The organism is Bacillus rugosus (assembly GCF_023238245.1).
GTDB classification, from domain to species: domain Bacteria; phylum Bacillota; class Bacilli; order Bacillales; family Bacillaceae; genus Bacillus; species Bacillus rugosus.
In genome coordinates this window covers 2409170-2435020 of record NZ_CP096590.1, presented here as the reverse complement: position 1 = coordinate 2435020, position 25851 = coordinate 2409170, and the positions used below count along the sequence as shown (strand labels likewise).

The 25851-nt window shown below is 44.5% G+C and carries 31 protein-coding genes and 1 riboswitch; of the genes, 27 read left to right on the top strand and 4 right to left on the bottom strand.

Going from position 1 to position 25851, the window contains the following annotated elements:
* Positions 1-14 precede the first annotated feature (14 nt).
* A complete protein-coding gene (locus tag M0696_RS12190) occupies positions 15-1688 on the bottom strand; it encodes a DEAD/DEAH box helicase (protein WP_222143150.1) in 1674 nt (557 codons plus the stop codon).
* A gap of 166 nt (positions 1689-1854) precedes the next feature.
* A riboswitch (glycine riboswitch) is annotated at positions 1855-1956 on the top strand.
* Between the two features lie 172 nt (positions 1957-2128).
* Between M0696_RS12190 and gcvT the strand changes: the two genes are divergently transcribed.
* The 3 genes from gcvT to gcvPB are packed head-to-tail and all read left to right on the top strand — an operon-like array spanning position 2129 to position 6052.
* Positions 2129-3217 (top strand): glycine cleavage system aminomethyltransferase GcvT, encoded by a 1089-nt coding sequence (gcvT, locus tag M0696_RS12185; protein WP_222143149.1) that lies wholly within the window; start codon positions 2129-2131, stop codon positions 3215-3217.
* A 29-nt stretch (positions 3218-3246) separates the two neighbouring features.
* A complete protein-coding gene (gcvPA, locus tag M0696_RS12180) occupies positions 3247-4593 on the top strand; it encodes an aminomethyl-transferring glycine dehydrogenase subunit GcvPA (RefSeq protein WP_222143148.1) in 1347 nt (448 codons plus the stop codon).
* Positions 4586-6052, top strand: coding sequence for an aminomethyl-transferring glycine dehydrogenase subunit GcvPB (gcvPB, locus tag M0696_RS12175; RefSeq protein ID WP_222143147.1), 1467 nt, complete (start codon positions 4586-4588; stop codon positions 6050-6052). Before gcvPA ends, gcvPB begins: the two co-directional genes overlap by 8 nt.
* Positions 6053-6089: 37 nt before the next feature.
* Here the strand turns inward: gcvPB and M0696_RS12170 are convergent, their stop codons facing one another.
* Positions 6090-6470: a rhodanese-like domain-containing protein gene (locus tag M0696_RS12170; protein ID WP_166850914.1), complete on the bottom strand. Its 381-nt coding sequence runs from the start codon at positions 6468-6470 to the stop codon at positions 6090-6092.
* 189 nt (positions 6471-6659) lie between these two features.
* Between M0696_RS12170 and lipM the strand changes: the two genes are divergently transcribed.
* The 3 genes from lipM (at position 6660) to M0696_RS12155 (ending at position 9025) form a co-directional block, all read left to right on the top strand.
* Positions 6660-7496, top strand: a complete 837-nt coding sequence (gene lipM / locus M0696_RS12165; RefSeq protein ID WP_166850917.1) for an octanoyltransferase LipM — start codon at positions 6660-6662, stop codon at positions 7494-7496.
* Positions 7497-7595: 99 nt separating this feature from the next.
* Positions 7596-8024: a transcriptional regulator MntR gene (gene mntR / locus M0696_RS12160; RefSeq protein WP_166850920.1), complete on the top strand. Its 429-nt coding sequence runs from the start codon at positions 7596-7598 to the stop codon at positions 8022-8024.
* A gap of 125 nt (positions 8025-8149) precedes the next feature.
* On the top strand, positions 8150-9025 hold the full coding sequence (locus M0696_RS12155; RefSeq protein WP_166850923.1) for a patatin-like phospholipase family protein: 876 nt from the start codon (positions 8150-8152) through the stop codon (positions 9023-9025).
* Here M0696_RS12155 and M0696_RS12150 read toward each other — a convergent pair.
* Entirely contained in the window at positions 9022-9417 is a 396-nt protein-coding gene (locus M0696_RS12150; protein WP_222143146.1) for an SA1362 family protein, read from the bottom strand. The genes M0696_RS12155 and M0696_RS12150 overlap by 4 nt on opposite strands.
* Positions 9418-9456: 39 nt before the next feature.
* Positions 9457-10413, bottom strand: coding sequence for a DUF1385 domain-containing protein (locus M0696_RS12145; RefSeq protein ID WP_222143145.1), 957 nt, complete (start codon positions 10411-10413; stop codon positions 9457-9459).
* A gap of 225 nt (positions 10414-10638) precedes the next feature.
* On the opposite strand from M0696_RS12145, the gene M0696_RS12140 reads away from it, so the two are divergent.
* From M0696_RS12140 to M0696_RS12040, 21 genes are all read left to right on the top strand, one after another.
* On the top strand, positions 10639-11175 hold the full coding sequence (locus tag M0696_RS12140) for a YqhR family membrane protein (RefSeq protein ID WP_166850929.1): 537 nt from the start codon (positions 10639-10641) through the stop codon (positions 11173-11175).
* 87 nt (positions 11176-11262) lie between these two features.
* A complete protein-coding gene (gene aroQ, locus M0696_RS12135; RefSeq protein WP_166850932.1) occupies positions 11263-11703 on the top strand; it encodes a type II 3-dehydroquinate dehydratase in 441 nt (146 codons plus the stop codon).
* A 2-nt stretch (positions 11704-11705) separates the two neighbouring features.
* Positions 11706-12767: an aminopeptidase PapA gene (gene papA / locus M0696_RS12130; RefSeq protein ID WP_166850935.1), complete on the top strand. Its 1062-nt coding sequence runs from the start codon at positions 11706-11708 to the stop codon at positions 12765-12767.
* A gap of 24 nt (positions 12768-12791) precedes the next feature.
* The gene (efp, locus tag M0696_RS12125; RefSeq protein ID WP_003226377.1) at positions 12792-13349 is read left to right on the top strand and encodes an elongation factor P; all 558 of its coding nucleotides are present in this window, start codon (positions 12792-12794) and stop codon (positions 13347-13349) included.
* 143 nt (positions 13350-13492) lie between these two features.
* Positions 13493-13774 carry a YqhV family protein gene (locus tag M0696_RS12120; protein ID WP_003226379.1) on the top strand — a complete coding sequence of 94 codons (282 nt, stop codon included), beginning with the start codon at positions 13493-13495 and terminating at the stop codon, positions 13772-13774.
* Between the two features lie 75 nt (positions 13775-13849).
* The gene (gene spoIIIAA, locus M0696_RS12115) at positions 13850-14773 is read left to right on the top strand and encodes a stage III sporulation protein AA (protein ID WP_166850938.1); all 924 of its coding nucleotides are present in this window, start codon (positions 13850-13852) and stop codon (positions 14771-14773) included.
* Positions 14767-15282: a stage III sporulation protein SpoIIIAB gene (gene spoIIIAB / locus M0696_RS12110; protein ID WP_248601998.1), complete on the top strand. Its 516-nt coding sequence runs from the start codon at positions 14767-14769 to the stop codon at positions 15280-15282. The genes spoIIIAA and spoIIIAB overlap by 7 nt, the downstream gene beginning before the upstream one ends.
* A gap of 22 nt (positions 15283-15304) precedes the next feature.
* On the top strand, positions 15305-15511 hold the full coding sequence (gene spoIIIAC / locus M0696_RS12105) for a stage III sporulation protein AC (protein ID WP_003153142.1): 207 nt from the start codon (positions 15305-15307) through the stop codon (positions 15509-15511).
* 6 nt (positions 15512-15517) lie between these two features.
* A complete protein-coding gene (spoIIIAD, locus tag M0696_RS12100) occupies positions 15518-15919 on the top strand; it encodes a stage III sporulation protein AD (RefSeq protein ID WP_166850944.1) in 402 nt (133 codons plus the stop codon).
* Between the two features lie 18 nt (positions 15920-15937).
* Positions 15938-17137 carry a stage III sporulation protein AE gene (gene spoIIIAE / locus M0696_RS12095; RefSeq protein ID WP_222143144.1) on the top strand — a complete coding sequence of 400 codons (1200 nt, stop codon included), beginning with the start codon at positions 15938-15940 and terminating at the stop codon, positions 17135-17137.
* Positions 17138-17150: 13 nt separating this feature from the next.
* On the top strand, positions 17151-17771 hold the full coding sequence (gene spoIIIAF, locus M0696_RS12090; RefSeq protein WP_248601997.1) for a stage III sporulation protein AF: 621 nt from the start codon (positions 17151-17153) through the stop codon (positions 17769-17771).
* Positions 17764-18453 carry a stage III sporulation protein AG gene (gene spoIIIAG, locus M0696_RS12085; RefSeq protein ID WP_222143142.1) on the top strand — a complete coding sequence of 230 codons (690 nt, stop codon included), beginning with the start codon at positions 17764-17766 and terminating at the stop codon, positions 18451-18453. Before spoIIIAF ends, spoIIIAG begins: the two co-directional genes overlap by 8 nt.
* Positions 18454-19110: a stage III sporulation ratchet engulfment protein SpoIIIAH gene (spoIIIAH, locus tag M0696_RS12080; protein ID WP_166850956.1), complete on the top strand. Its 657-nt coding sequence runs from the start codon at positions 18454-18456 to the stop codon at positions 19108-19110.
* A 156-nt stretch (positions 19111-19266) separates the two neighbouring features.
* Positions 19267-19749, top strand: coding sequence for an acetyl-CoA carboxylase biotin carboxyl carrier protein (gene accB, locus M0696_RS12075; RefSeq protein WP_222143141.1), 483 nt, complete (start codon positions 19267-19269; stop codon positions 19747-19749).
* An 11-nt stretch (positions 19750-19760) separates the two neighbouring features.
* Positions 19761-21113: an acetyl-CoA carboxylase biotin carboxylase subunit gene (gene accC / locus M0696_RS12070; RefSeq protein WP_166850962.1), complete on the top strand. Its 1353-nt coding sequence runs from the start codon at positions 19761-19763 to the stop codon at positions 21111-21113.
* A gap of 20 nt (positions 21114-21133) precedes the next feature.
* On the top strand, positions 21134-21541 hold the full coding sequence (gene yqhY / locus M0696_RS12065; protein WP_222143140.1) for a fatty acid biosynthesis protein YqhY: 408 nt from the start codon (positions 21134-21136) through the stop codon (positions 21539-21541).
* Positions 21542-21805: 264 nt separating this feature from the next.
* Positions 21806-22201 carry a transcription antitermination factor NusB gene (gene nusB, locus M0696_RS12060; protein WP_222143139.1) on the top strand — a complete coding sequence of 132 codons (396 nt, stop codon included), beginning with the start codon at positions 21806-21808 and terminating at the stop codon, positions 22199-22201.
* Positions 22202-22212: 11 nt separating this feature from the next.
* Positions 22213-23064, top strand: coding sequence for a bifunctional methylenetetrahydrofolate dehydrogenase/methenyltetrahydrofolate cyclohydrolase FolD (gene folD / locus M0696_RS12055; RefSeq protein ID WP_222143138.1), 852 nt, complete (start codon positions 22213-22215; stop codon positions 23062-23064).
* A 137-nt stretch (positions 23065-23201) separates the two neighbouring features.
* Entirely contained in the window at positions 23202-24548 is a 1347-nt protein-coding gene (gene xseA, locus M0696_RS12050; RefSeq protein ID WP_166850971.1) for an exodeoxyribonuclease VII large subunit, read from the top strand.
* On the top strand, positions 24545-24799 hold the full coding sequence (locus M0696_RS12045) for an exodeoxyribonuclease VII small subunit (protein WP_003226409.1): 255 nt from the start codon (positions 24545-24547) through the stop codon (positions 24797-24799). The genes xseA and M0696_RS12045 overlap by 4 nt, the downstream gene beginning before the upstream one ends.
* On the top strand, positions 24789-25679 hold the full coding sequence (locus M0696_RS12040) for a polyprenyl synthetase family protein (RefSeq protein WP_222143137.1): 891 nt from the start codon (positions 24789-24791) through the stop codon (positions 25677-25679). Before M0696_RS12045 ends, M0696_RS12040 begins: the two co-directional genes overlap by 11 nt.
* The last annotated feature ends 172 nt before the right edge of the window (positions 25680-25851 follow it).

The window sequence follows — 25851 nt, the reverse complement described above, 5'->3', positions numbered from 1 at the left end:
AACCTCCTTACAGGCTAAGATCCTCTTTTTTCAGCAGGCTGCTGTTTTTTATAAGACAAAAATGAGGTTAAGTTATCCATTTTTATTTTCATTTCTTCTTCAGTTGCTGAATGGTACAAAATATCGTGCAGGTGCTCTTCAAAATTGTTCACTTGAATTTTCGTTAAAATATCATCAAGTTCGCCGACCACTTTTTCAAATAAATGAATTTTTTCATATAGCAGCTTTAAAATATGCTCTTCCACTGTATGTTTTGTTGCCATGTTGTAAATGTGCACGTCACGCTCCTGCCCGAGCCTGTGAATTCTTCCGATTCTTTGCTCAAGACGCATCGGATTCCATGGCAGGTCATAGTTGATCATGTGATTGCAAAATTGCAGGTTGATCCCTTCACCGCCTGCTTCAGTTGCAATCAGGACTTGAACCTTTCCGCGGAAGAGATCCTTCATCCAATCTTTTTTCCCGCGTTTAAATCCTCCTCTGAATGGCACAGAACTGATGCCGTTTTGCTGAAGAAACCATTGCAGGTAAATCTGGGTGGCCCGGTATTCTGTGAAAATGATGACCTTATCGTCTATCTTTTTGATCAGGTCAACCACTTGAAGCGCTTTAGAGTTTTGTGTCACTTGATTGATTCGATCTATTAAAACCGAAATGGTATGCTCGTCAATGGCCGGTGCTTGTTTCTCTTTTTGATCAAGCATTTTTTTCAGCGTCATATACACCGCTTCCCTGCTCGAACAGCATTCTCTTTGCAAGGTCATAATTGAGAACATGCTGGCCGGCTTATTGATGCCCTCCTTCAGGCTGGAAATTTCATCGTAAAGCACCTGCTCTGATGGAGAAAATTCTATCGGCACTGTTTCAACATGGCGCTGTTTCCAATTCAGCCCGGTGTCATGCCGCCTGTTGCGGATCATGACTTTATTCACAAGATCTTTTAAATGCTCATGTGCTTCTATACTGGATTTCTTCTTGGCAAACTCTTCCTGGAAGTGATTCTGGCTGCCTAAATGGCCAGGCTTTAATAAGGACACCAAGTTGAAAATTTCTTCGATACGGTTTTGAATTGGCGTTGCGGTAAGAAGCAGGCAATATTTTTTTACGAGATTCCGGACAAATTCATAGTTCTTCGTTTTGCTATTTTTCAGTTTGTGTGCCTCATCAATAATGACGAGATCATATGGGATGGACAGCACAATTTCCCGGTGGGGCGAGCGCTTTGCGGTGTCGATTGATGAGACGACAATATCGCATTGCTCCCACACGTAGCTTTTCTTTTGTTCAACAGCCGGGATCAAAAATTTTTCCTGAAGCTCTTTGACCCACTGAGATACAAGGGAAGCGGGCACAAGGATCAAAATTTTTTTGGCTAAACCGCGAATCATATATTCTTTTAGAATCAGTCCGGCTTCAACCGTTTTCCCGAGACCCACCTCATCTGCTAAAATCGCTTTCCCATTCATTTTTTCTACCACTTTTTGCGCCACCTCAAGCTGGTGGGGGAGCGGTGTAAAGGAAGGCAGGTATAAAGGGGCCCGTAAGCCTTCAAATTCAGGAATGGCTAATGTTTTCTGGATTTCTGCAGAGAGCTTGTACAGTTCCCAGTTCGCCCATGGGCCATCGTTTTTCAGTCTTTCAGCGAATTCTTCAGGCCATTTTGCATCGTAGATCATTTCTGCGTTCATGCTTGTAACCGCCTTTCTTATTCTTCGATTCTTAAAATGAACAATATAAGAAAAATCTGCCCAAATTGCTGTTGCCCAGCATATAGTGATGATGGTAGGATATGAGTATGTATTTGATGTAAGATATTGCTATAGTATGTCCATAACAGCATGAAAATATGAGCGAATGACAGCAAGGGGAGAGACCTGACCGAGAACCTCGGGATACAGGCGCCGAAGGAGCAAACTGCGGAGTGAATCTCTCAGGCAAAAGAACTCTTGCTCGACGCAACTCTGGAGAGTGTTTGTGCGGATGCGCAAGCCACCAAAGGGGACGTCTTTGCAAATGCAAAGTAAACTTTCAGGTGCCAGGACAGAGAACCTTCATTTTACATGAGGTGTTTCTCTGTCCTTTTTTGTATGTGTTTTTAGCTGCGCCGTTGAAAAAGGGGAGGAATTCGATGCTGAAAAGAACGCCGTTATTTAAACTGTATAAGGAATATGGAGGGAAAACGATTGATTTTGGGGGCTGGGAGCTTCCTGTTCAATTTTCTTCCATAAAAAAGGAACACGAGGCTGTCCGAACTGCGGCCGGGCTGTTTGATGTGTCTCATATGGGAGAAGTCGAAGTGTCCGGAAACGATAGTTTGCCTTTTTTGCAAAGGCTGATGACAAATGATGTTTCCTTATTAGCGCCAGGCCGTGCGCAATATACGGCGATGTGCTACCCGGATGGCGGAACCGTCGATGATTTGCTTGTCTACCAAAAAGGAGAAAACCGCTATCTGCTTGTCATTAACGCTTCTAATATAGATAAAGACCTGGCTTGGATGAAGGAACATGCAGCAGGTGATGTTCAGATTGACAATCAGTCAGATCAAATCGCGCTCTTGGCTGTACAGGGGCCGAAAGCAGAAACCATCTTAAAAAATCTGACAGATTCAGATGTGTCTGCATTAAAGCCGTTTGCATTTATTGATGAAGCTGATATCAGCGGCTGCAAAGCACTTATTTCGCGCACCGGCTATACGGGTGAGGACGGGTTTGAAATTTACTGCCGCACGGATGATGCGGCGTATATTTGGAAACAAATCATTGATGCAGGGGCAGCATACGGACTGATTCCATGCGGACTCGGCGCACGTGATACGCTCCGGTTTGAAGCGAAGCTCCCGCTCTACGGCCAGGAGCTGACCCGGGATATTACACCGATTGAAGCAGGTATTGGCTTTGCTGTAAAGCACAAAAAAGAGTCTGACTTTTTTGGTAAGTCGGTATTGAGCGAACAAAAAGAAAACGGGGCGAAACGAAAGCTTGTCGGTCTTGAAATGATTGAAAAAGGGATACCGCGGCATGGATATGAAGTGTTCCAAAATGGCAAGTCCGTTGGAAAGGTGACAACCGGCACGCAGTCACCGACATTAGGGAAAAACGTCGGCCTTGCCCTAATTGCTGCGGAAGCAAGTGAAATGGGGACAGTTGTAGAGGTGGAGATTCGCAAAAAATTAGTGAAAGCAAAGGTTGTTAGAACACCATTTTATAAACGCTAATATTTTTTCTTGGGGAGAGGAGTCAACACATGAAGCACCGTTATTTGCCCGCAACAGAAGAGGATAAACAGGAAATGCTTGCCGCTATCGGCGTAAGCGGCATCGATGAATTATTTGCTGATATACCGGAAAACGTCAGATATAAAAAAGAGTATCAAATTAAAAAAGCGAAGTCAGAAACGGAATTAACAAGAGAACTGACAAAGCTGGCCTCTAAAAATCGTGATACGGTACAACATGCGTCTTTCTTAGGAGCAGGCGTATATGATCACTATCAGCCTGTCATTGTGGATCATGTCATTTCACGCTCTGAGTTTTATACGGCGTATACGCCGTATCAGCCGGAAATTTCACAAGGGGAACTTCAGGCCATTTTTGAATTCCAAACGATGATTTGTGAACTGACTGGCATGGATATCGCCAACTCCTCTATGTATGATGGCGGAACAGCCTTGGCGGAAGCGGCAATGCTTGCTTCAGGCCACACGAAAAAGAAAAAAATCGTTGTATCAAAAACCGTGCACCCTGAATCGAGAGAAGTGCTGAAGACGTACGCAAAAGGTCAGTATATTGAAGTCGTTGAAGTCCCCGCTGCAGATGGCGTTACCGATCTTGATGCTTTGCGCCAAACTGTTTGCGAGGACACAGCCGCAGTGATCGTTCAGTACCCGAATTTTTTTGGCCGGGTAGAGCCGTTAAAGGATATTGAGCCTATCGCTCATCAAGGGAAATCCATGTTTATTGTATCATCCAACCCGCTTGCGCTAGGACTCCTCACTCCGCCTGGAAAGTTCCAGTCTGATATCGTCGTCGGTGATGCGCAGCCTTTCGGCATTCCTTCAGCATACGGCGGCCCGCATTGCGGTTTTTTTGCGGTCACCAAAAAATTAATGAGAAAGGTGCCGGGCCGTCTCGTCGGACAAACGGAAGACGAAAACGGAAAAAGAGGCTTTGTGCTTACTTTACAAGCCAGAGAGCAGCATATCCGCCGGGATAAAGCGACATCAAATATATGCTCGAACCAAGCTTTAAATGCGCTGGCAGCTTCTGTCGCCATGACTGCTCTCGGGAAAAACGGCGTGAAAGAAATCGCCCGCCAAAATCTCTTAAAAGCCAACTATGCAAAGCAAGAAGCAAAAAAAGCAGGCCTTACCGTTATGTTTGACGGACCGATGTTTAATGAATTTGTCATCAAACTGGATGAACCGGTGAAAGCTGTGAACCAGCGTTTGCTGGCAAAAGGCATCATCGGTGGATATGATCTTGGACTGACGTATCCGGAGCTGGAATGTCATATGCTGATTGCTGTAACGGAGCTGAGAACAAAAGAAGAAATCGACGCACTCATTCAGGAAGTGGGGGATCGCCATGAGTAATCAGGATCAGGCACTTATTTTTGAGCTTTCCAGAGAAGGCCGTATCGGCTACAGTCTGCCAGAACTCGACGTACCGGAAATCGAGTTGGAGGATCTATTATCAGACACTTATATTCGTGACGAGGACGCTGAGCTGCCGGAGGTGTCCGAGCTGGATATTATGCGCCATTATACAGCGCTGTCCAAACGTAATCACGGGGTGGATTCCGGCTTTTACCCGCTCGGTTCTTGCACAATGAAATACAATCCGAAAATAAATGAAAAAATCGCGCGAATCCCCGGTTTTGCTGCGATTCATCCCCTTCAAGATGAAGACACGGTGCAAGGCGCTTTAGAGCTTTTATATGATTTAAGCAAGCACCTTGAGGAAATAACGGGAATGGACGAGGTCACTCTTCAGCCCGCTGCCGGGGCGCATGGCGAATGGACGGGGCTGATGATGATCCGCGCCTATCACGAAGCGCGCGGGGATTTCAAGCGGACGAAGGTCATTGTTCCTGATTCCGCGCATGGGACGAATCCTGCTTCAGCGACAGTAGCAGGCTTTGAAACGGTGACGGTGAAATCAAATGAAAATGGGCTTGTCGATCTGGAGGATTTAAAAAGAGCGGTGAATGAAGAAACTGCTGCTCTTATGCTGACGAATCCGAACACGCTCGGCTTGTTTGAGGAACAGATTACCGAGATGGCAGAAATTGTTCACCAAGCAGGGGGGAAACTGTATTACGACGGCGCTAATTTAAATGCGGTTTTAAGCAAAGCGAGACCGGGAGATATGGGATTTGACGTGGTGCACCTAAACCTGCATAAAACATTCACTGGCCCTCATGGCGGCGGGGGTCCCGGCTCAGGCCCTGTCGGCGTAAAAAAAGATATGATTCCTTATTTGCCAAAACCAGTTTTAATCAAAAAAGAAGGACACTTTACATTTGATTATGACCGCCCTCACTCGATCGGGCGCGTGAAGCCGTATTACGGCAATTTTGGCATTAATGTCAGAGCGTATACGTACATTCGCTCCATGGGGCCAGACGGGCTAAATGCTGTTACTGAGAACGCAGTGTTAAACGCGAACTATATGATGAGAAAGCTCGCGCCTTATTACGATCTTCCATTTGACCGTCATTGCAAGCATGAATTTGTATTGTCAGGGAAGCGGCAGAAAAAGCTGGGAGTGCGTACGCTTGATATTGCAAAACGGCTGCTCGATTTCGGCTATCATCCGCCTACGATTTATTTCCCGCTTAATGTTGAAGAATGTATCATGATTGAGCCGACAGAGACGGAATCAAAGGAAACACTGGATGCGTTTATCGACGCTATGATTCAAATTGCAAGGGAAGCAGAGGAAACTCCGGAACTCGTCCAGGAGGCGCCGCATACGACGATTGTAAAAAGAATGGACGAAACAAAAGCTGCGAGACACCCGGTGCTCAGATATGAGAAGGAAGAAAGATAAATAAAAACAGCTGTCTGTAATAGACAGCTGTTTTGCTTTATTTCTTCGCTTTAATCTTTCCGCCCCATTTTTTAAAGCCGCCTTTTAGGTTGTAAATCTCAGTGCAGCCGTTTTTGCGCAGGGTTTGTGCCGCGCGTCCGCTGCGGACACTGTTTTGGCAGTACAGATAGACAGGCTTGTCCGGACGGATTTCATTTTTTCTCTGTTTTAGCTGGGACAGCGGGATGTTGCGGGCCCCTAAAATATGTCCGCCTTCAAACTCATTCGGTTCACGAACGTCAACGAGCTGCGCTTTGCGGTAACCCGCGCGGAATTCTTCTTCCGTAAGTGTTTTCATAATTCGCTGCTGATAAACATATGAAGCAATCATATAGACGATAAACACAGCAAAAATAATCAGAACGATCATATTAGACAATGTGATTCTACTCCTTTAGCATATAAAATCAAAACCCTGCTGCATAAAACAAGGCCATAGAGCTGTTTTCGACAAATACTATTATAGTAAAGCACAGCGCGATTGTCATCCATAATGGAACGAAAATATTTTCATTTTCCCGGCAGTTTGATAAACTGATTCTATTAAAACGGTAAGGAAGGTCTCAAAATGGAAAAAGAAACTTGGCGGTTTATAGACTCAGGCAATGCAAGTCCTGCATTCAATATGGCGCTTGATGAAGCGCTATTATATTGGCACAGCGAAAAGAAAATTCCCCCGGTTATCCGTTTTTACGGCTGGAATCCGGCGACTCTTTCTGTAGGGTATTTTCAAAATATTAAAAAGGAAATCAATTTTGAAGCAGTACATAAGTATAATCTCGGATTCGTCAGACGCCCGACCGGCGGGAGAGGTGTTCTGCACGATCAGGAATTGACATACAGTGTGATTGTTTCAGAAGAACATCCCGAAATGCCGGCGACGGTCACTGAGGCATACCGGGTCATTTCAGAAGGCATACTCCAAGGCTTTAGAAATCTTGGTCTGGACGCTTACTTTGCGATCCCGAGAACCGAGAAAGAAAAAGAAAGCTTAAAAAATCCGCGGTCATCCGTTTGTTTCGACGCGCCTTCATGGTATGAGCTGGTGGTCGAGGGACGCAAGGTGGCAGGAAGCGCGCAAACAAGACAAAAAGGCGTGATTCTTCAGCACGGCTCCATTCTGCTTGATTTGGATGAGGACAAGCTGTTCGATCTGTTCTTATATCCAAGTGAAAGAGTCAGAGAGCGGATGCAGCGCAATTTCAAAAATAAAGCGGTTGCCATTAATGAACTCACCGATAAGCGGGTTACGATGGATGAGGCCCGTATAGCCTTTAAAGAAGGGTTTGAAACAGGCCTTAACATTCATTTGGAGCCGTACGAACTGTCCCAGGAAGAGCTTGATTTTGTTCATCACTTGGCAGAAACAAAATACGCCTCAGATGAATGGAATTATAAGCGGTAAACAGGGCTTTTGTCCCGCGAAGCATCCTTGTTTTTTCAAGTTCATTAGTGTAAACTTGTAATGGTTTATAAAGTTAAGGTGCTTTTTGGGAGGGTTTCGATGACAACACCAAGTATGGAAGATTATATTGAACAGATTTATATGCTGATTGAAGAAAAAGGATATGCACGGGTTTCCGATATCGCGGAAGCATTGGCAGTCCATCCCTCCTCTGTAACAAAAATGGTTCAAAAACTAGATAAAGACGAATATTTAATTTATGAAAAATATCGCGGTCTCGTGTTAACGTCTAAAGGGAAAAAAATAGGCAAACGGCTGGTATACAGACATGAATTGCTTGAGCAGTTTTTAAGAATCATTGGTGTTGATGAAGAGAAAATATATAACGATGTCGAAGGAATCGAACATCATTTAAGCTGGAACAGCATTGATCGCATCGGAGATCTTGTTCAATATTTTGAAGAAGATGATGCCCGTAAAAAAGATCTGAAATCAGTCCAAAAGAAAACAGAACATCATAATCAGTAAAAAGGCGGTCTCAAAGGAGGCCGTCTTTTTTGATTCACTGCGCACAGCGTCATTCGTTGGTCTATTTCTTCGCGTATTTTCTTAAAATGGTAATAAACGATTGGATGGAGGGGGAGGGGAATGAGATGTATATTGACGGTGTGTTTTCCGGCGGAGGAGTAAAAGGCATTGCGCTGGCAGGCGCTTATGAAGCACTTGAGGAAAAAGGCTTCCGGTTTAAAAGGGTTGCGGGTACAAGCGCGGGCGCAATTATTGCCGCTTTCATTGCCTCAGGTTACACCAGTAAGGAAATCCACGCTTTGATTGAAGAAGTGGACGGAGAGAAATTGCTGGACCAGAGATACTCATTTCTCCCCTTAAAGATGCTCCAGTGGGTGTCCATCTACTGGCGTCTCGGCTTATACAAAGGCGACACGATAGAAAAATGGATTGCTGATCTGTTAAGAGCGAAAGGCATAAGGGTTTTCGGTGATTTGCAGAAAGGGTCTCTGCGCCTTATCGCTTCTGATCTGACAAACGGCACCATGATTGTTTTGCCAGACGATTTGGTACGTTACGGGCTAAATCCCGATATGTTTCCTGTTGCCAGAGCAGTAAGAATGAGCTGCAGCATTCCGTATTTCTTTGAACCGATAAAATTAAAAACGGACACAGGCACCGCCACGGTAGTTGATGGAGGGGTGTTAAGCAATTTTCCAATCTGGCTGTTTTCAAAGGAAAAAAAACGCCCTGTAATCGGTGTAACGCTTGCGCCGCGGGAAAGAGAGCGTCCGAAAAAAAATATCCGCAACGCTTTCGAACTGTTTGGCGCCCTGTTTGAAACGATGAAGGATGCACATGACGCAAGGCATATTGCGTCACGCTATGAACAAAACATCATTTTTCTGCCCGTTGACGACGTAATGGCAACCGATTTTCATTTAACACAACAAAAAAAACTAGCCCTGATTGAGCTAGGTAAAAGACAAACAGAGCAGTTTTTAAAACAGTGGACCTATTAAAAAAGCGCTCTGTTTTTCTTTTTATTTTTTTTCCCTTCTATAACAGTCAGCTGAGTCTGGCTTTTTTTCTTGAGAATCATCGGCTTAGGCTTGCTGGCGCTCGGAACGCTTCGCAGGTGGCTGACACGTCCCTTATGTCCGGCGCGGTGCTTTGCTTTTTGTTCTTTCATCCGGCGCCGCGATTGTTTCGCCGCTTTTTTGAAGGCCGCTCCTTCGCTGCCCGCATTTCGATTCATTACATATTTCACAATAAAATAAATAATGACACCTGCCACGATGACGGTTACCGCCATTTTTGCCATTTCTCCGGGATTGGTTACCAGCACATAGAGGAAACCGAATGCTCCCAGCGCAATTAATACAGCAATAATAGGTTGTACACGATGATTCATAACTGTCCACCTCCGAAAGTAATAGCAGGGCAACGGATACTAGATGACGTTGTGAGAAGGCTTCTGATTTTGTTCAGACATTTCTTCGAGTTTGAGAAGCTCGTTAAAGCTTTCGATGGCAACTTCAACCTGGTCATCCTTAGGTTCTTTTGTTGTTAACAGCTGAAGCCAGAGACCCGGGTAGCCAAGGAATTTCAGTCCGGGAATATCACGAACTTTGTTTGTCAGCTGCAGAACTTCAAAGGATATGCCGAGTACGACAGGTATCAGTGCAACACGATCTATAACACGCAGCCAAAGCGGATCTGTCGGAACAAGCAAATAGACAAACATGCCGACAATAATCGTAAATAAAATAAAGCTGGATCCGCAGCGGTAATGAAGCCGGGATTGGTTTTGAACATTCTCCACTGTAATTGGCAAATTCTGTTCATAACAGTTTATGACTTTATGTTCGGCTCCATGATATTGAAACACTCTTTTAATAAGCGGTGTCATGGACAAAAAATAAATGTAACCGAGCAGCAAAATCAACTTAAACAGGCTTTCAACCGCAATTTGCGCTATGTCCGATGAAAAAATCGGCCTTGTCAGTTCAGCTAAGAAAACAGGTACCAATGTAAATACGAACTTACTGAACAAAAATGATAAGACGCCGATTACCGCGAGGCTGAGATACATAGACAGCCCGGAGGCTTTTTTTTCTTCCTGCTCAAGTGTCTCGTCTTCAGATGGATCGAGCCCGTAACGTTCGCTCGAAAAATTCAAATGCTTTGTGCCGTTTGCGCTCGCTTCAATAATGGCCGCGATCCCCCGTAAAAACGGTATCTTTTTAACGATGTTCAGTTTCGGATTGTGTTTGCGTGGAAGCTTAAAGAAGTCAATGCTCCCATTCGTTCTTCTGATAGCCGTAACGTAATGATGCTTTCCGCCAAACATAACGCCTTCCACAACTGCTTGCCCGCCGTAAGCGGGCGGAATTTTATGTTTTGACATATTATCAACCTGCCTATTTCTTTAGGATTGCTAACCATTTCCTTTCACTCTATTGTACAGGAAACAGCGCTAAACCTCTAGATTGACAGGTTGAAAAATTGCCATAGCCATGCTTTTTCTACATGCATTATACCCGTTATTTTCAAATTTTACTCTCTGCTGTCAAAAAGTGTGAGCTTTTTTATTGACATTTTATTTTTTGGGCACACTTTAACTGGAGGTGCCATGATGACAAGCGAAAAAGATACAGAACAAGATCAACAACTGAATGAGAAGCAAGGGCCGCCTGTTCCAATGGCCGGAAGGGTGGCGGCAACAGGTTTTTGCGGAGGCGTGTTATGGAGTTTCATTGCTTATATTGCATATTTGTTTCATTTTTCTGAAATCAGTCCGAATATGATTTTGCAGCCGTTTGTGCTCGGAGAGTGGAAAAAACATGGACTGGGAACCGTAATCAGCATCATTTTGATCGGCATTCTTTCAATTGGCGCAGCGTTTCTTTATTATCTTCTATTGAAACGTTTAAAAACAATGTGGCCGGGTGTTTTATATGGCTTGCTGCTTTGGCTGCTCGTGTTTTTTGTTTTTAATCCGATTTTTCCTGATGTTCGCGCGGTGACCGAACTGAAAGCAGATACAGTTATTACAACTATTTGCATCTATTTGCTTTACGGGCTGTTTGTCGGTTATTCTATTTCATTTGAATACAATGAGCTGAATTCGGAAAAGCTGGCACGTGCGCTGGGAACGCATAGAGAATAGTGTATTATCCTTTTTCAGTATGATAAAATGTTCACGAGAAGTGAACATTTTTTACATGAGAAACCCTCGCGAAAAGGAGAGATTCATGTGCCTCATTTTTTAATTTTGAACGGGCCGAATGTCAATCGGCTGGGGAAGCGTGAGCCGGAGGTATTCGGCCGCCAGACACTGACCGATATTGAAACAGATCTTTTTCAATTTGCAGAAGCCTTACATATCCAGCTCACTTTCTTCCAGTCTAATCACGAAGGTGATTTGATAGATGCGATACATGAGGCTGAGGAGCAATACGGCGGGATTGTTCTGAACCCCGGCGCCCTGACTCATTACAGCTATGCGATCAGGGATGCTATTTCAAGTATCAGTCTTCCTGTAGTTGAGGTGCATTTATCAAACTTATACGCCAGGGAGGAGTTCAGGCATCAGTCGGTTATCGCTCCGGTTGCGAAAGGGCAGATTGTCGGTCTTGGAGCTGAAGGCTACAAGCTTGCTGTTCGCTACTTATTAAGCCAGCAAGGGGGAGAATAAAGATGAAGCTAGAGAAAATAAGAAATCTGTTTGGACAGCTGGGGATTGACGGAATGCTGATTACAAGCAGCACAAATGTACGCTATATGACAGGATTTACAGGTTCGGCGGGCCTGGCTGTTATATCAGGTGACAGGGCAGCGTTTATTACGGATTTTCGTTATACAGAGCAGGCGAAGGTGCAGGTAAAGGGCTTTGAGATCATTGAACATGGCGGCAGCTTGATTCAGACCACTGCCGACACGGTTGAAGCGTTCGGCATCAAGCGCCTTGGCTTTGAACAGAACAGCATGACATACGGCACATACGCTTCGTACAGCGCGGTTGTCAGTGAGGCTGAATTAGTGCCTGTGGCTGAATCGGTAGAAAAGTTGCGCTTGATTAAGTCTAGTGAAGAGATTAAGATATTAGAGGAAGCTGCGAAGATTGCAGATGATGCCTTCAGACATATCTTGACGTTTATGAAACCCGGCATTTCTGAAATCGCTGTTGCTAATGAGCTGGAGTTTTATATGAGAAGCCAGGGAGCTGACAGCTCTTCTTTTGATATGATTGTCGCCTCGGGCCTTCGGTCAAGCCTTCCGCACGGTGTGGCCAGTGACAAACTGATTGAAAGTGGAGACCTTGTTACGCTTGATTTCGGCGCTTATTATAAAGGATATTGTTCTGATATTACCCGTACGGTCGCTGTAGGTCAGCCCAGTGATCAATTGAAGGAGATTTATCAGGTCGTATTTGATGCTCAGGCGCTTGGCGTCGCACATATTAAGCCGGGGATGACAGGAAAAGAGGCTGATGCCCTTACAAGGGATCACATTGCTGCAAAAGGCTACGGTGAATATTTCGGCCATTCAACCGGGCACGGGCTCGGCATGGAAGTTCATGAATCGCCGGGATTGTCCGTCAGATCTTCAGCTATCCTTGAACCGGGCATGGTGGTCACAGTGGAGCCGGGCATTTACATACCAGAAACAGGCGGTGTCCGCATAGAAGATGACATCGTGATTACAGAAAACGGCAACCGGACAATCACCCATTCCCCAAAAGAACTTATTATTTTGTGATTGGAATATAGGAGGACATTAAACATGATTTCAGTTAACGATTTCCGTACAGGATTAACAATCGAAGTAGATGGCGGCATTTGGCGCGTCGTTGACTTCCAGCACGTAAAACCTGGTAAAGGTGCGGCGTTTGTCCGCTCTAAACTCCGCAACCTTCGTACTGGCGCGATTCAGGAAAAAACATTCCGCGCTGGTGAAAAAGTAGCGAAAGCGCAAATCGAAACAAAAACAATGCAATACCTATATGCAAACGGAGATCAGCACGTATTTATGGATACTTCTTCTTATGAGCAGCTTGAACTAAGCGCGACTCAAATCGAAGAGGAGTTAAAATACCTGCTTGAAAACATGTCTGTGCATATCATGATGTACCAAGATGAAACGCTAGGTATTGAGCTTCCGAACACAGTTGAGCTGAAAGTTGTTGAGACTGAACCTGGCATTAAAGGCGATACAGCATCAGGCGGTACAAAACCTGCGAAAACTGAAACAGGCCTTGTTGTCAACGTGCCGTTCTTTGTGAATGAAGGCGACACACTTGTTGTCAATACATCAGACGGTTCTTACGTTTCAAGAGCGTAGAAAGAAAAAAGAAGTCTGTTCCCAAATGGGAGCAGGCTTTTTTTTTGCCCAAAAACTGAATCTTTCTTTTATACGAAAATGACAAGACTACTTCCGCTAGCTAGAGCATATCATATAAAAAAATGGGAGGTTGGGAGAGTGCTATGAAATTTTTACTTGGAAATATTAATTCTACTGTTTTAACAATGGCTGGATTGCGAGTTTTATCCTCTATGATTGAGCTGACGGCAGCGATTATCATGCTTGTGACAAATGATGTCCGGAAGGCGGTTGTGGTTAACAGCATTCTTGCTATTGTCGGTCCGCTGATTTTTATCATCACCATGACTGTCGGAATCTATCAAATTGCCGGGCAGCTGTCGTATGCAAAGCTGATTCTGATTTTTACGGGTGTTGTTTTGATTTTGGCGGGTGTTCATAAATAAAGAGAGGCTTGTCATAAAGTCTGCCTCACGTCATACATTTTAAAGAAGCCAATCGGTAGAAAGGAGGAGGCTCTGTTGAATGAAATTGCTGAGGTTCTCCCTGAATCCATGAAAAACGCCCTTTCTGAAATACCGGAACATCAATGGCTGGAAATCGAAGAAGTCAGAATTCGGGTCAACCGCCCTGTTGAATTGATTCGAAAAGGACAACCTGTTTTTTTGTCCTATGCCGGCACGGCTGAGGATGCCCATCTGATTCTCAGCCGGCTCAGCAACTATAGCATGTATACGCTCGAAGAAGAGCTGAAGAAAGGGTATGTCACCATCAGAGGCGGCCACAGAGTCGGACTGGCAGGCAGAGTCATCACGGAAAACGGAGGTGTGAAAGGCCTCCGTGACATCACATCTTTTAATATACGAATTGCCAGGCAAAAGCTGGGGATTGCGGAGCCGCTGCTTCCATTCTTATATCGAGACAGCTGGCTGAATACGCTGATTATCGGTCCGCCGCAAACCGGTAAAACAACACTTCTTCGGGATCTTGCGAGACTCTCGAGCACCGGCAAAACCCACATGTTGCCCGTAAAGACAGGAATCGTCGACGAACGGTCAGAAATTGCCGGATGCCTGCGGGGCATTCCGCAGCATCAATTTGGACAGAGGATTGATGTATTAGACGCCTGTCCAAAGGCTGAGGGGCTGATGATGATGATTCGATCCATGAGCCCTGAGGTGATCATTGTCGATGAAATCGGGCGCATTGAAGATACAGATGCACTTCTTGAGGCCCTGCATGCAGGTGTTTCAGTAATCGTCTCGGCGCATGGCTGGAGCATATCCGATCTGATGAAGCGGCCTTCATTGAAGCGTTTGTGGGAAGAAAGAGCCTTTGACCGCTATTTGGAATTATCGAGAGCGAAGGGGCCTGGGACAGTAAGCCGCATTTATGACAAAGACGGTAATGTGCTGTCTGGAACGATGGGAGTGAAGACATGCTGAAGCTGCTGGGCGCTGTATTCATTGTGGTAGCGACAACATGGACAGGTTTTGAGATGGCGAAGATTTACACAGAACGGCCGAGGCAAATCCGCCAGCTGCGTGCGGCGCTCCAATCCCTCGAGGCTGAAATCATGTACGGCCATACACCGCTTCATACCGCTTCACAGCAGATCGCCAAGCAGCTGGCACAGCCTGTTTCAGCTCTTTTTATTACGTTCAGTGATCAGCTGGACAAGGGAAGTGATTCCGCGAAAACGGCGTGGGAGCAAAGCTTAAAGAAGGTGTGGGACACCATGTCTTTGAAAAAAAGCGAATATGAAGTGCTGAAGCAATTTGGCGAGACGCTCGGGATTCATGATCGCATCTCTCAGCAAAAGCACATCAAGCTGGCGCTGACACATTTGGAAGCCTCGGAAGCGGATGCTGAGCAGGCACAAGCGAAAAATGAAAAAATGATAAAAAGTTTGGGCTTTTTAGCGGGCTTGTTACTCATTCTTCTATTGATGTAAACGTGAGGGGAGCAAAAATAAAATGGGAGTAGACGTGAATGTCATATTTCAGATCGCTGGAGTGGGAATCGTGGTCGCATTTTTACACACGATTTTGGATCAGATGGGCAAAAAAGAATACGCGCAGTGGGTGACGCTGTTAGGTTTTATCTATATTTTATTTATGGTCGCCACGATTGTAGATGACCTTTTTAAAAAGATAAAAGCTGTGTTTTTATTCCAAGGATAGGGGGGCTTGCAGATTGACATTGTTCAAATTGTAGGTTTAGGGCTGATCGCCACCTTCCTTTCTTTGATTGTAAAAGAACAAAAGCCGACTTTTGCGTTTTTAATTGTCGTGTTTGCCGGATGTGCCATTTTTCTTTATTTGGTAGACCAGATCTACGCCATTATTCGAATGATAGAAAAAATCGCGATTAATGCAAATGTCAACATGGTCTATGTTGAAACCATTTTAAAGATTATCGGAATTGCCTATATTGCTGAATTCGGGGCGCAGCTCACAAAAGATGCCGGTCAAGGGGCCATCGCCTCGAAAATAGAATTGGCTGGGAAAATTTTAATTCTCGTTATGGCTGTTCCCATTTTAACCGTCATTATCGAAACGATTCTCGGACTTATACCTTCTATGTCATAACCGAAAGGAGGCGGTAGATTGAAGCGTTTTCAATTGGCTTTGCTTCTGGCCGTGCTGATCATAGCAGGCCGTGCAGAAGTTGTACAAGCAGCCGGTGACGCCGAACAAACGGAAGACCATGCTGAAACGGCTGAGCAATTAGCAGAAAGGACAGCGGCCTCGCTTGAAACAGACAAGATCGGTGAATTTTGGAATGACATTATGACAGAGTACGGCGGACTGCTGCCGGAAAGCCAAAAAGGCAGCTTAATTGAGTTTATCAATGGCGATAAAACATTTTCACCGCAAGAATGGCTTAAAGCTCTCTTTTCATATTTGTTTCATGAAGTGCTTGCCAACGGAAAGCTGCTTGGCACATTGATTTTGCTCACGATATTTTGCGTCATCCTGCAGCTTCTGCAAAATGCATTTCAACAAAGCACCGTCAGTAAGGTCGCTTACTCAATTGTATACATGGTGCTGATTATCCTTGCGCTGAACAGTTTTCATGTGGCAATCAATTATGCGACAGAGGCCATTCAGACGATGACCAGCTTTATACTGGCGCTCATTCCGCTCCTTTTGGCGCTTTTGGCTTCCTCAGGCGGAGCTGTATCTGCAGCCTTCTTTCATCCTGTTATCCTCTTTCTGATGAACACGAGCGGTCTCTTGATTCAGAATATTGTCATGCCGCTCATTTTCTTATCAGCAATTCTGAGCATTGTCAGCACAATGACCGAACAATACAAAGTGACGCAGCTGGCCAACCTGCTCAGAAATATTGCCATCGGGGCGCTCGCCGTCTTTCTCACCATCTTTCTCGGCGTCATCTCTGTTCAGGGAGCCTCAGCTGCAGTGACAGACGGCATTACGCTCAGGACGGCAAAATTTATAACCGGTAACTTTATTCCTGTGCTTGGCCGAATGTTTACAGACGCAACAGATACTGTGATCAGCGCTTCCTTACTTTTGAAAAATACAGTAGGAATTCTCGGAGTCGCTATTTTGATCTGTATTGCGGCTTTTCCAGCAATCAAAGTGCTTTCCCTCGCTTTTATTTATAAGCTGGCGGCCGCGATTCTTCAGCCGCTTGGAGGCGGGCCAGTCATTACCTGCCTCGACGTCATCAGCAAAAGCGTCATTTATATTTTTGCAGCTCTCGCCATTGTGTCTCTCATGTTTTTTCTAAGCCTTACCGTCATAATCACAGCCGGAAACCTCACGATGATGATGAAATAAAGGAGGCTGGCGGATGAGTTTTTTAACTGAATGGCTTACCACCATCGTGTTGTTTATCCTATTTGCAACTGTGATTGATATGCTGCTGCCAAGCTCCAGCATGCAAAAGTACGCAAAAATGGTAGTCAGCCTGCTCTTGATTGTCGTCATGCTTACGCCAATTTTTAAGATTTTCAACACAGACCCTGCAGTCATCTTTGAATACCTCACAAAAAACGGGCAGTCAGAGTCTGCCAACATAAAAAATCAAATCAATTCAAAAAAAATAGAAATACAAGCTTCCCAACGCGCATATATTTTAGAAGAAATGGCTGTCCAACTAAAAAAGAAAGCGGAGGAGAGATTCAGTCATGATGAATACAAAGTAGACAACATCAAACTCACGGCAGGAGAAAAGGTAGATTCAGAAGAGGATATTAAAACAATCAGCGTGTATATGGCCCCGTCTTCTGAAAAAACGGTCCAAACGGTCGCGCCGGTTCACATTGATACAGACCATGCATACGTAACGAAAGAAGCAGCCGAACAAAAAGAAGCCAAACAGATCAAGTCACAGCTTGCGGACATTTGGGAAATCGGAAGTGAGAAAATTACGGTTCATATGGAAGGCGGGGAGAGTGTCGGCAATGAATAAAAACGGATTATGGAATGTATTGAAAAAGCAGTTTCTTCCGGGGCAAACGAAGGACGGTGAAAAGCCGAAGCTGACCAAATATCATTACTTTCTATTCGTTTTTGTTCTCGGAGTTTCCTTTATGCTTGTCAGCCATCTGTTTTCGTCACCTGAGAAAATAGAAAACGCCAAAACGATAACGGCAGTATCATCACAAGATACTAAAGACAGCAAAGAGAAAACAGCCGAAGTGTTTAAAGCCTCGAAATCTGATGAACCTAAGAGCTCGATCGATGATTATGAAAAAGAATACGAAAATCAGCTGAAAGAAATTCTTGAAACGATTATAGGTGTGGACGATGTCTCTGTTGTCGTGAATGTTGATGCAACGTCGCTGAAAGTATACGAAAAAAACAAATCAAACAAAAATACAACAACTGAAGAAACAGACAAAGAAGGCGGAACAAGAAGCGTTACAGACCAGACATCAGAAGAAGAAATTGTCATGATCAAAAACGGCGATAAGGAAACACCCGTCGTCGTTCAAACGAAAAAGCCTGATATACGCGGTGTACTCGTTGTTGCTCAAGGAGTGGACAACGTTCAAATAAAACAAACCATTATTGAAGCGGTGACACGGGTCCTGGATGTTCCAAGCCACCGGGTTGCGGTTGCCCCTAAAAAAATAAAGGAGGATTCATAAATGCTCAAAAAACAAACCGTTTGGCTATTAACAATGCTCAGTCTTGTCGTGGTGTTAAGCGTCTACTATATCATGTCGCCGGAAAGCAAAAATGCCGTTCAAATGCAAAGTGAAAAAAGCGCGTCTGACAGCGGAGAGGTCGCAACTGAAAAAACGCCTCCAAAGCAAGACACAAAGGAAAAAAACGGTACAGAAACTGAAAAAGATAAAGAAGATGGAACAAAGGGCACAAAAGATTCATCAGCAGACAAGGAAACATCAGCTGAAGCTAGTGAAAAAGGAACTGTTGTAACAGAAACAGCTGATGATGATCTGTTCACGACGTACCGCCTTGATTTAGAAGATGCCAGAAGCAAAGAAAGAGAAGAGCTGAATGCCATTGTGTCAAGCGATGATGCAACAGCAAAGGAAAAGAGCGAAGCATATGATAAAATGACAGCACTCAGTGAAGTGGAAGGAACAGAAAAACAGCTGGAAACGCTTATTAAAACACAAGGCTACGAAGACGCGCTCGTGAATGCTGAAGGAGATAAAATCAACATTACAGTCAAATCAGACAAACACTCCAAATCGAAGGCGACAGCCATTATAGACCTTGTGGCAAAAGAAATCAAAACAATGAAAGACGTCGCTGTCACATTTGAACCATCCAAGTAAAAAAGAGGAAATGCACGCCCGCTTAAACAGCGGGCTTTTTGGCGTGCCAATCATATTAGAGTTGAATTCAAAAGTCCGCTCCTGTAAGATGAACATAGTATGTACTTTTAGTAGTAACCTATAAAAAAGAAATTTCATACATAGGAGTGCGATTGAATGTTAAATATTAAAGAAATCCACGAGCTGATTAAAGCAATTGATGAGTCTACAATTGACGAATTCGTATATGAAAATGAAGGTGTATCCTTAAAACTGAAAAAACATGAAGCAGGCACTGTTCAAGTCATGCAGCAGGCGCCGGCAGCACCTGTACAGGCGCAGGCTCCGCAGGCAATTCAGCCGCAAGCGCAGCAAGCAGCGCCGGCACCTGCCCAAGAAGAACCTAAGCAAGATGAGAATCTGCATAAAATTACTTCACCAATGGTCGGAACATTTTATGCCTCTTCTTCTCCGGAAGCTGGCCCGTATGTGACAGCTGGTTCAAAAGTAAATGAAAACACAGTTGTCTGCATTGTAGAAGCGATGAAGCTTTTCAACGAAATCGAAGCGGAAGTAAAAGGCGAAATCGTTGAAGTATTAGTAGAAAACGGCCAGCTGGTCGAATACGGACAACCTCTATTTCTTGTAAAAGCAGAGTAAGGAGACTTAACATGATTAAAAAGCTATTGATCGCCAACCGAGGAGAAATTGCTGTCAGAATCATCAGAGCCTGCAAAGAGCTCGGAATTGAGACTGTCGCTGTTTATTCAGAAGCTGATAAAGATGCCCTTCATGTTCAAATGGCCGATGAAGCTTTTTGTATCGGACCGAAAGCATCAAAAGACAGCTATTTAAACGTTACAAATATTGTGAGTGTTGCGAAGCTGACGGGTACGGACGCTATTCATCCGGGATATGGATTTTTAGCTGAAAATGCTGATTTTGCGGAATTATGCGAAGAAGTTAACGTCACGTTTGTCGGCCCGAGCGCTGATGCCATTTCTAAAATGGGAACAAAAGACGTCGCGCGGGAAACGATGAAACAGGCTGGCGTGCCGATCGTGCCAGGTTCACAAGGAATTATAGAAAATGTGGAAGAAGCGGTTTCGCTTGCTAATGAAATTGGGTATCCTGTAATTATAAAAGCCACTGCAGGCGGAGGCGGAAAAGGAATCAGGGTTGCTCGCACCGAAGAGGAACTGATAAACGGCATTAAGATTACACAGCAGGAAGCCGCAACAGCATTCGGAAATCCAGGTGTTTACATCGAAAAATACATAGAAGATTTTCGTCATGTTGAGATCCAAGTGCTTGCCGATAACTATGGAAATACCATTCATTTAGGAGAACGCGACTGCTCGATCCAAAGACGTCTGCAAAAGCTTTTGGAAGAATCACCATCTCCTGCGCTTGATTCAGAAATCAGGGAGCAGATGGGCGATGCCGCGGTAAAGGCTGCAAAAGCGGTTGGCTATACAGGTGCTGGAACAGTTGAATTTATATATGACTACAATGAACAGCGCTATTACTTCATGGAAATGAACACGAGAATTCAGGTAGAGCACCCAGTCACAGAAATGGTGACGGGAACTGACCTGATTAAGGAACAAATCAAAGTGGCATCAGGAATGGAACTGAGCCTCAAGCAAGAAGATGTTGTATTTGAAGGCTGGGCTATCGAATGCCGTATCAACGCAGAAAACCCAAGTAAAAATTTCATGCCGTCACCTGGTGAAATTAAAATGTACCTGCCTCCTGGCGGTTTGGGTGTTCGTGTCGATTCAGCTGCGTATCCGGGCTATTCCATCCCACCGTACTATGACAGCATGATTGCAAAAGTGATCACATACGGAAAAACGAGAGATGAAGCGATTTCCCGCATGAAACGCGCATTGAGCGAATTTGTCATCGAAGGCATTGAGACAACGATCCCGTTCCATTTAAAACTGCTTGAACACGAAACATTTGTGAGCGGAGAGTTTAATACGAAATTTTTAGAAACATATGATGTAATGGGCTCATAATTTTTACGGAGGTGAATTGAATGAAAGACAACAGCTTGCTTAAAATGGATCAAGAAGATACGCATTTGGGTAAGGTTGAGATTGCACCAGAAGTCATTGAGGTCATTGCCGGCATAGCAGCTTCAGAAGTTGACGGTGTTGCCGAAATGCGCGGAAACTTTGCGACTGGCGTCGTTGAGCGCTTCGGTAAAGTGAATCATGGCAAGGGTGTCAAAGTCGACCTGGTGGATGACGGAATTACGATCGATGTATACTGTGTCGTAACATTCGGTGTTTCGATTCCGAAAGTTGCAGCATCCGTTCAGGAAAACATTCGTCAAACCTTATTAAATATGACGTCTCTTTCGATTAATGAGATCAATATTCACATCGTCGGCATTCAATTTGACACAAAAGCCCAAGAAGTCCAAATCGACGAAGAAATGTAAATGGCTTAACACGAAACCAAGGGGAGGGCGGCCCTTTGGTTTTTTTACACGTTACCCTTTATTTCAAAGCATGAAGAAAGCCGGCTCAAGGCAGCCGAGTTTCTTCATGAACGTGAAACCCGAATGATCATATTAAGGTGTGTGAAAATATTCGGCAATAGGGTGAAAAAACCTTGATTTCAATATGCGGATACGAAAAAAATATGTTATGATCTCTTTGTGGCTTAACGACAAGCGGATAAAGAGGATCAAAGGAGAAAGAAAATGAAAAGAAGAACAGCAAGAGAAAAAGCTTTGCAGGCACTATTTCAAATTGATGTCAGCGATATTGCAGTGAATGAAGCCATAGAACATGCACTGGATGAAGAAAAAACAGATCCTTTCTTTGAACAGCTTGTATACGGGGTATTGGAACATCAAATCCAGCTGGATGAAATGATCTCCAAACATCTGGTGAATTGGAAGCTCGATCGGATTGCCAATGTTGACCGCGCAATTTTGCGTCTGGCAGCATACGAAATGGCATATGTCGAAGACATTCCGGTGAATGTCTCCATGAACGAAGCGATTGAGCTGGCAAAACGGTTTGGTGATGACAAAGCGACAAAGTTTGTAAACGGGGTTCTTTCTAACATTAAATCTGATATTGAACAATCATAGGAGGAAAGACAATGACTGCAACAATCATCGACGGAAAAGAAACGGCTAGAGAAAAACGCGAACAATTGGCAAAAGAGGTAGAAGAGCTTAAAAAGCAAGGCGTCACTCCCGGACTGGCGGTTATTTTGATTGGAGATGATCCTGCTTCTCACTCTTACGTGCGAGGAAAGAAAAAAGCGGCTGAAACAATGGGAATGAATTTCAAGCTCGATCAATTTGACAGCAGCCTCACAGAAGCTGAACTGCTTTCCATTATCGATCAATACAATCAAGACCCTGAGTTTCACGGCATTCTCGTTCAGCTTCCGCTTCCAGACCATATTTCTGAAAAAGCGGTAATCGAACGTATCTCTCCTGATAAAGATGTAGACGGTTTTCATCCGCTAAACGTAGGGAAAATGCTGCTTGGCGAAGATACGTTTCTTCCTTGCACGCCTCACGGAATTGTTGAGCTTTTGAAGAAAACCAATATCGACCTTTCCGGTAAAGAGGTTGTTGTAGTCGGCCGAAGCAATATTGTCGGCAAACCTGTCGGCCAGCTTTTACTTAATGAAAACGCAACAGTTACTTACTGTCATTCAAGAACAGAAAATATTACCGAACATACGAAAAAAGCGGACATCCTGGTGGTTGCAGTCGGCAGAGCCAACTTCATCAATGCAGACCAGATTAAAGAAGGTGCTGTTGTCATTGACGTAGGCGTTAACCGTCTGGAAAGCGGAAAGCTTTGCGGAGACGTTGAATTTGAAGGGGCAAAGGAAAAAGCCTCCTTCATCACGCCAGTTCCGGGCGGAGTAGGTCCGATGACCATCACGATGCTTGCGCATAATACTGTTAAATCTGCGAAACGTACGTTATCATAGATAATTGGAGATATTCACAGGCGAGAGATTTTGCCCGCTGTGAATATGAGCACGATACCCGCTTCTTCAGGCTCCTAAAGCCAGGGCGGGTTTTCTTTAGTTATGGTGCAGGAATGCTTATGAGAGGAGTTTGAGACATGGGCGAAACAGCGTTTGTTACCGTCTCAGCGCTGACGAAGTATATAAAACGAAAATTCGATGTAGATCCTCACCTTGAAAATATTTGGATTAAAGGCGAATTATCGAATGTAAAAATACACACAAGAGGCCACATTTATTTCACACTGAAAGACGAAAACGCCAGAATGCAGTCGGTGATGTTCGCGAGACAGAGCGAGCGTCTGCCTTTTAAACCTGAAAACGGCATGAAGGTGCTGGTCAGAGGCGGAATTTCCGTATATGAACCGAGCGGAAACTACCAATTATATGCCAAAGAAATGCAGCCTGACGGGGTCGGAGCGCTTTATTTAGCGTACGAAGAATTAAAAAAGAAGCTTGCCGGAGAAGGTTTATTTGACGAACGTTTTAAAAAACAAATCCCCGCATTTCCAGCCACAATCGGGGTTGTGACATCTCCAACCGGTGCCGCTGTCAGAGACGTCATTACAACTCTCAAAAGAAGATATCCCCTTGTAAAAGTCATTGTTCTTCCAGCGCTCGTACAAGGCGAAAATGCGAGCAGATCCATTGTTACGCGCATTGAAGAGGCAAACGAAAAAAAGGTTTGCGACGTATTAATTGTCGGAAGAGGCGGCGGTTCGATAGAGGAACTGTGGGCATTTAATGAAGAAATTGTAGCACGCGCGATCTTTGCTTCTAACATTCCGATTATATCGGCAGTCGGGCACGAGACGGACTTTACGATCAGTGATTTTGTCGCTGATATCAGAGCCGCAACGCCGACAGGAGCAGCTGAAATTGCCGTGCCACATACCACTGATTTAATCGAACGGACAAAAACAGCGGAAGTCAGAATGACAAGAGCGATGCAGCAGCATCTCGGCCAGAAAAAAGAACGGATTCAAACGCTGCAGTCCTCGTATGCCTTTCGTTTTCCCAAGCGTTTGTATGCGCAAAAAGAGCAGCAGTTTGACCTTGCCTATCAGCAGTTTCAAGCACAGCTTACCGCTCTTTTAGACCGAAAAAACAGACAGCTGGAGCGTGAAACGTACAGATTAGAGGCGCTGCATCCTCATGAACAGCTGAAGCAAGCGAGAACACGATACGAGGAACAAACAAATCAGCTGAGAAAAAATATGAATATCCAAATGAAGCATTTGCATTCCCAATTTCAAACTGTTCTTGGCAAGCTGAATGCGTTAAGTCCTCTTCAAGTGATGGAAAGAGGATACAGCTTGGCTTATAAAGAAGAGGAACTCATTAAAAGTGTCAGTCAAATAGAAGAGAAGGACCAGGTTGAGGTCAAACTGAAGGATGGCGTGCTGACCTGTGAAGTATTAGAAAAGAGAGGGGAAGAAAAATGACAGACGTGAAAAAAAATGAAAACATGACATTTGAAGAAGCGATGAAAGGGCTTGAGAGCATTGTGTCAAAGCTTGAAGAGGGCGATGTGCCTTTAGAGCAAGCAATTAACTATTTCCAAGAAGGCATGGCTCTTTCAAAGATGTGTCATGAAAAGCTGCAAAAAGTCGAAAAACAAATGGACTTCATTTTAAAAGAAGATGGCGAACTGGCACCTTTCAGTGTTCAGGAGGAAGACGAAGGTGACAAATAAATTAACGAGCTTTTTGGCGGAGCGGAAAAAAACGATTGAAAATCAGCTTTCTGTCTATACAGAAAAGCTGGATATGCCGGACTCATTAAAAAAATCTATGCTGTATTCCCTTGAGGCTGGCGGAAAGAGGCTGCGTCCCCTCATTGTACTGGCCGTTTTAAACGCATACGGGAAAAGTGAAAAGGACGGCATTCCGATCGGGTGTGCTGTCGAAATGATTCACACGTATTCGTTAATTCATGATGACCTTCCTTGTATGGATGATGACGATTTGCGCCGCGGGAAGCCGACAAACCATAAAGTGTTCGGTGAAGCCACAGCAGTATTAGCTGGTGACGGCCTGCTGACGGAGAGCTTTAAGCTAATCACCTCCCATGTATCAGACGAGGTGTCAGCAGAAAAGCGCCTTCGGCTTGTGAATGAACTGATTTCAGCGGCAGGCACTGAAGGCATGGTCGGGGGGCAAGTAGCTGATATGGAAGCGGAAAACCGCCAAATCACGCTTGAAGAACTTGAATCCATTCATGAACGGAAAACCGCCAAGCTCCTCGGTTTTTGCGTAATTGCTGGTGCTATTTTGGCGGATGCGCCTGAAGAAGACATCGAAACGCTGCGTACCTTCAGTAGCCACATTGGAATCGGTTTTCAAATCAGAGACGATATTTTAGATTTAGAAGGCAGTGAAGAGAAAATCGGCAAACGTGTCGGCTCGGATACAACAAACGACAAATCGACCTACCCGTCACTTCTTTCACTGGAAGGAGCCAAACATAAATTGGATGTTCATATAAAAGAGGCGAAGCGTTTGATCGGCGGACTCTCTCTTCAAAAAGATCTTTTATATGAGCTTTGTGATTTAATTGCGGCAAGAGATCACTAAACCGATCCTAATTTGAAGCGGCTGCACGAGATATGGTAAAATGTAAGCAGTTTATATGAAAAACGAAAAGGAAAAGCGCGTTTGTCTTTTTTTATGTCTGAGATTGGCTATTGTCAAGCTCGGCATGCGGAAGACATGTATCATTGCAGAAATTCATGCTGAAAGTGAGTTG

Excerpts from the sequence above, each read along its gene's own strand:
- M0696_RS12190 (WP_222143150.1), bottom strand. The coding sequence starts at position 1,688 with ATGAACGCAGAAATGATCTACGATGCAAAATGGCCTGAAGAATTCGCT.
- gcvT (WP_222143149.1), top strand. The coding sequence starts at position 2,129 with ATGCTGAAAAGAACGCCGTTATTTAAACTGTATAAGGAATATGGAGGG.
- gcvPA (WP_222143148.1), top strand. The coding sequence starts at position 3,247 with ATGAAGCACCGTTATTTGCCCGCAACAGAAGAGGATAAACAGGAAATG.
- gcvPB (WP_222143147.1), top strand. The coding sequence starts at position 4,586 with ATGAGTAATCAGGATCAGGCACTTATTTTTGAGCTTTCCAGAGAAGGC.
- lipM (WP_166850917.1), top strand. The coding sequence starts at position 6,660 with ATGGAAAAAGAAACTTGGCGGTTTATAGACTCAGGCAATGCAAGTCCT.
- mntR (WP_166850920.1), top strand. The coding sequence starts at position 7,596 with ATGACAACACCAAGTATGGAAGATTATATTGAACAGATTTATATGCTG.
- M0696_RS12155 (WP_166850923.1), top strand. The coding sequence starts at position 8,150 with ATGTATATTGACGGTGTGTTTTCCGGCGGAGGAGTAAAAGGCATTGCG.
- M0696_RS12150 (WP_222143146.1), bottom strand. The coding sequence starts at position 9,417 with ATGAATCATCGTGTACAACCTATTATTGCTGTATTAATTGCGCTGGGA.
- M0696_RS12145 (WP_222143145.1), bottom strand. The coding sequence starts at position 10,413 with ATGTCAAAACATAAAATTCCGCCCGCTTACGGCGGGCAAGCAGTTGTG.
- M0696_RS12140 (WP_166850929.1), top strand. The coding sequence starts at position 10,639 with ATGATGACAAGCGAAAAAGATACAGAACAAGATCAACAACTGAATGAG.
- papA (WP_166850935.1), top strand. The coding sequence starts at position 11,706 with ATGAAGCTAGAGAAAATAAGAAATCTGTTTGGACAGCTGGGGATTGAC.
- efp (WP_003226377.1), top strand. The coding sequence starts at position 12,792 with ATGATTTCAGTTAACGATTTCCGTACAGGATTAACAATCGAAGTAGAT.
- M0696_RS12120 (WP_003226379.1), top strand. The coding sequence starts at position 13,493 with ATGAAATTTTTACTTGGAAATATTAATTCTACTGTTTTAACAATGGCT.
- spoIIIAB (WP_248601998.1), top strand. The coding sequence starts at position 14,767 with ATGCTGAAGCTGCTGGGCGCTGTATTCATTGTGGTAGCGACAACATGG.
- spoIIIAC (WP_003153142.1), top strand. The coding sequence starts at position 15,305 with ATGGGAGTAGACGTGAATGTCATATTTCAGATCGCTGGAGTGGGAATC.
- spoIIIAF (WP_248601997.1), top strand. The coding sequence starts at position 17,151 with ATGAGTTTTTTAACTGAATGGCTTACCACCATCGTGTTGTTTATCCTA.
- spoIIIAG (WP_222143142.1), top strand. The coding sequence starts at position 17,764 with ATGAATAAAAACGGATTATGGAATGTATTGAAAAAGCAGTTTCTTCCG.
- spoIIIAH (WP_166850956.1), top strand. The coding sequence starts at position 18,454 with ATGCTCAAAAAACAAACCGTTTGGCTATTAACAATGCTCAGTCTTGTC.
- accB (WP_222143141.1), top strand. The coding sequence starts at position 19,267 with ATGTTAAATATTAAAGAAATCCACGAGCTGATTAAAGCAATTGATGAG.
- accC (WP_166850962.1), top strand. The coding sequence starts at position 19,761 with ATGATTAAAAAGCTATTGATCGCCAACCGAGGAGAAATTGCTGTCAGA.
- yqhY (WP_222143140.1), top strand. The coding sequence starts at position 21,134 with ATGAAAGACAACAGCTTGCTTAAAATGGATCAAGAAGATACGCATTTG.
- nusB (WP_222143139.1), top strand. The coding sequence starts at position 21,806 with ATGAAAAGAAGAACAGCAAGAGAAAAAGCTTTGCAGGCACTATTTCAA.
- folD (WP_222143138.1), top strand. The coding sequence starts at position 22,213 with ATGACTGCAACAATCATCGACGGAAAAGAAACGGCTAGAGAAAAACGC.
- xseA (WP_166850971.1), top strand. The coding sequence starts at position 23,202 with ATGGGCGAAACAGCGTTTGTTACCGTCTCAGCGCTGACGAAGTATATA.
- M0696_RS12045 (WP_003226409.1), top strand. The coding sequence starts at position 24,545 with ATGACAGACGTGAAAAAAAATGAAAACATGACATTTGAAGAAGCGATG.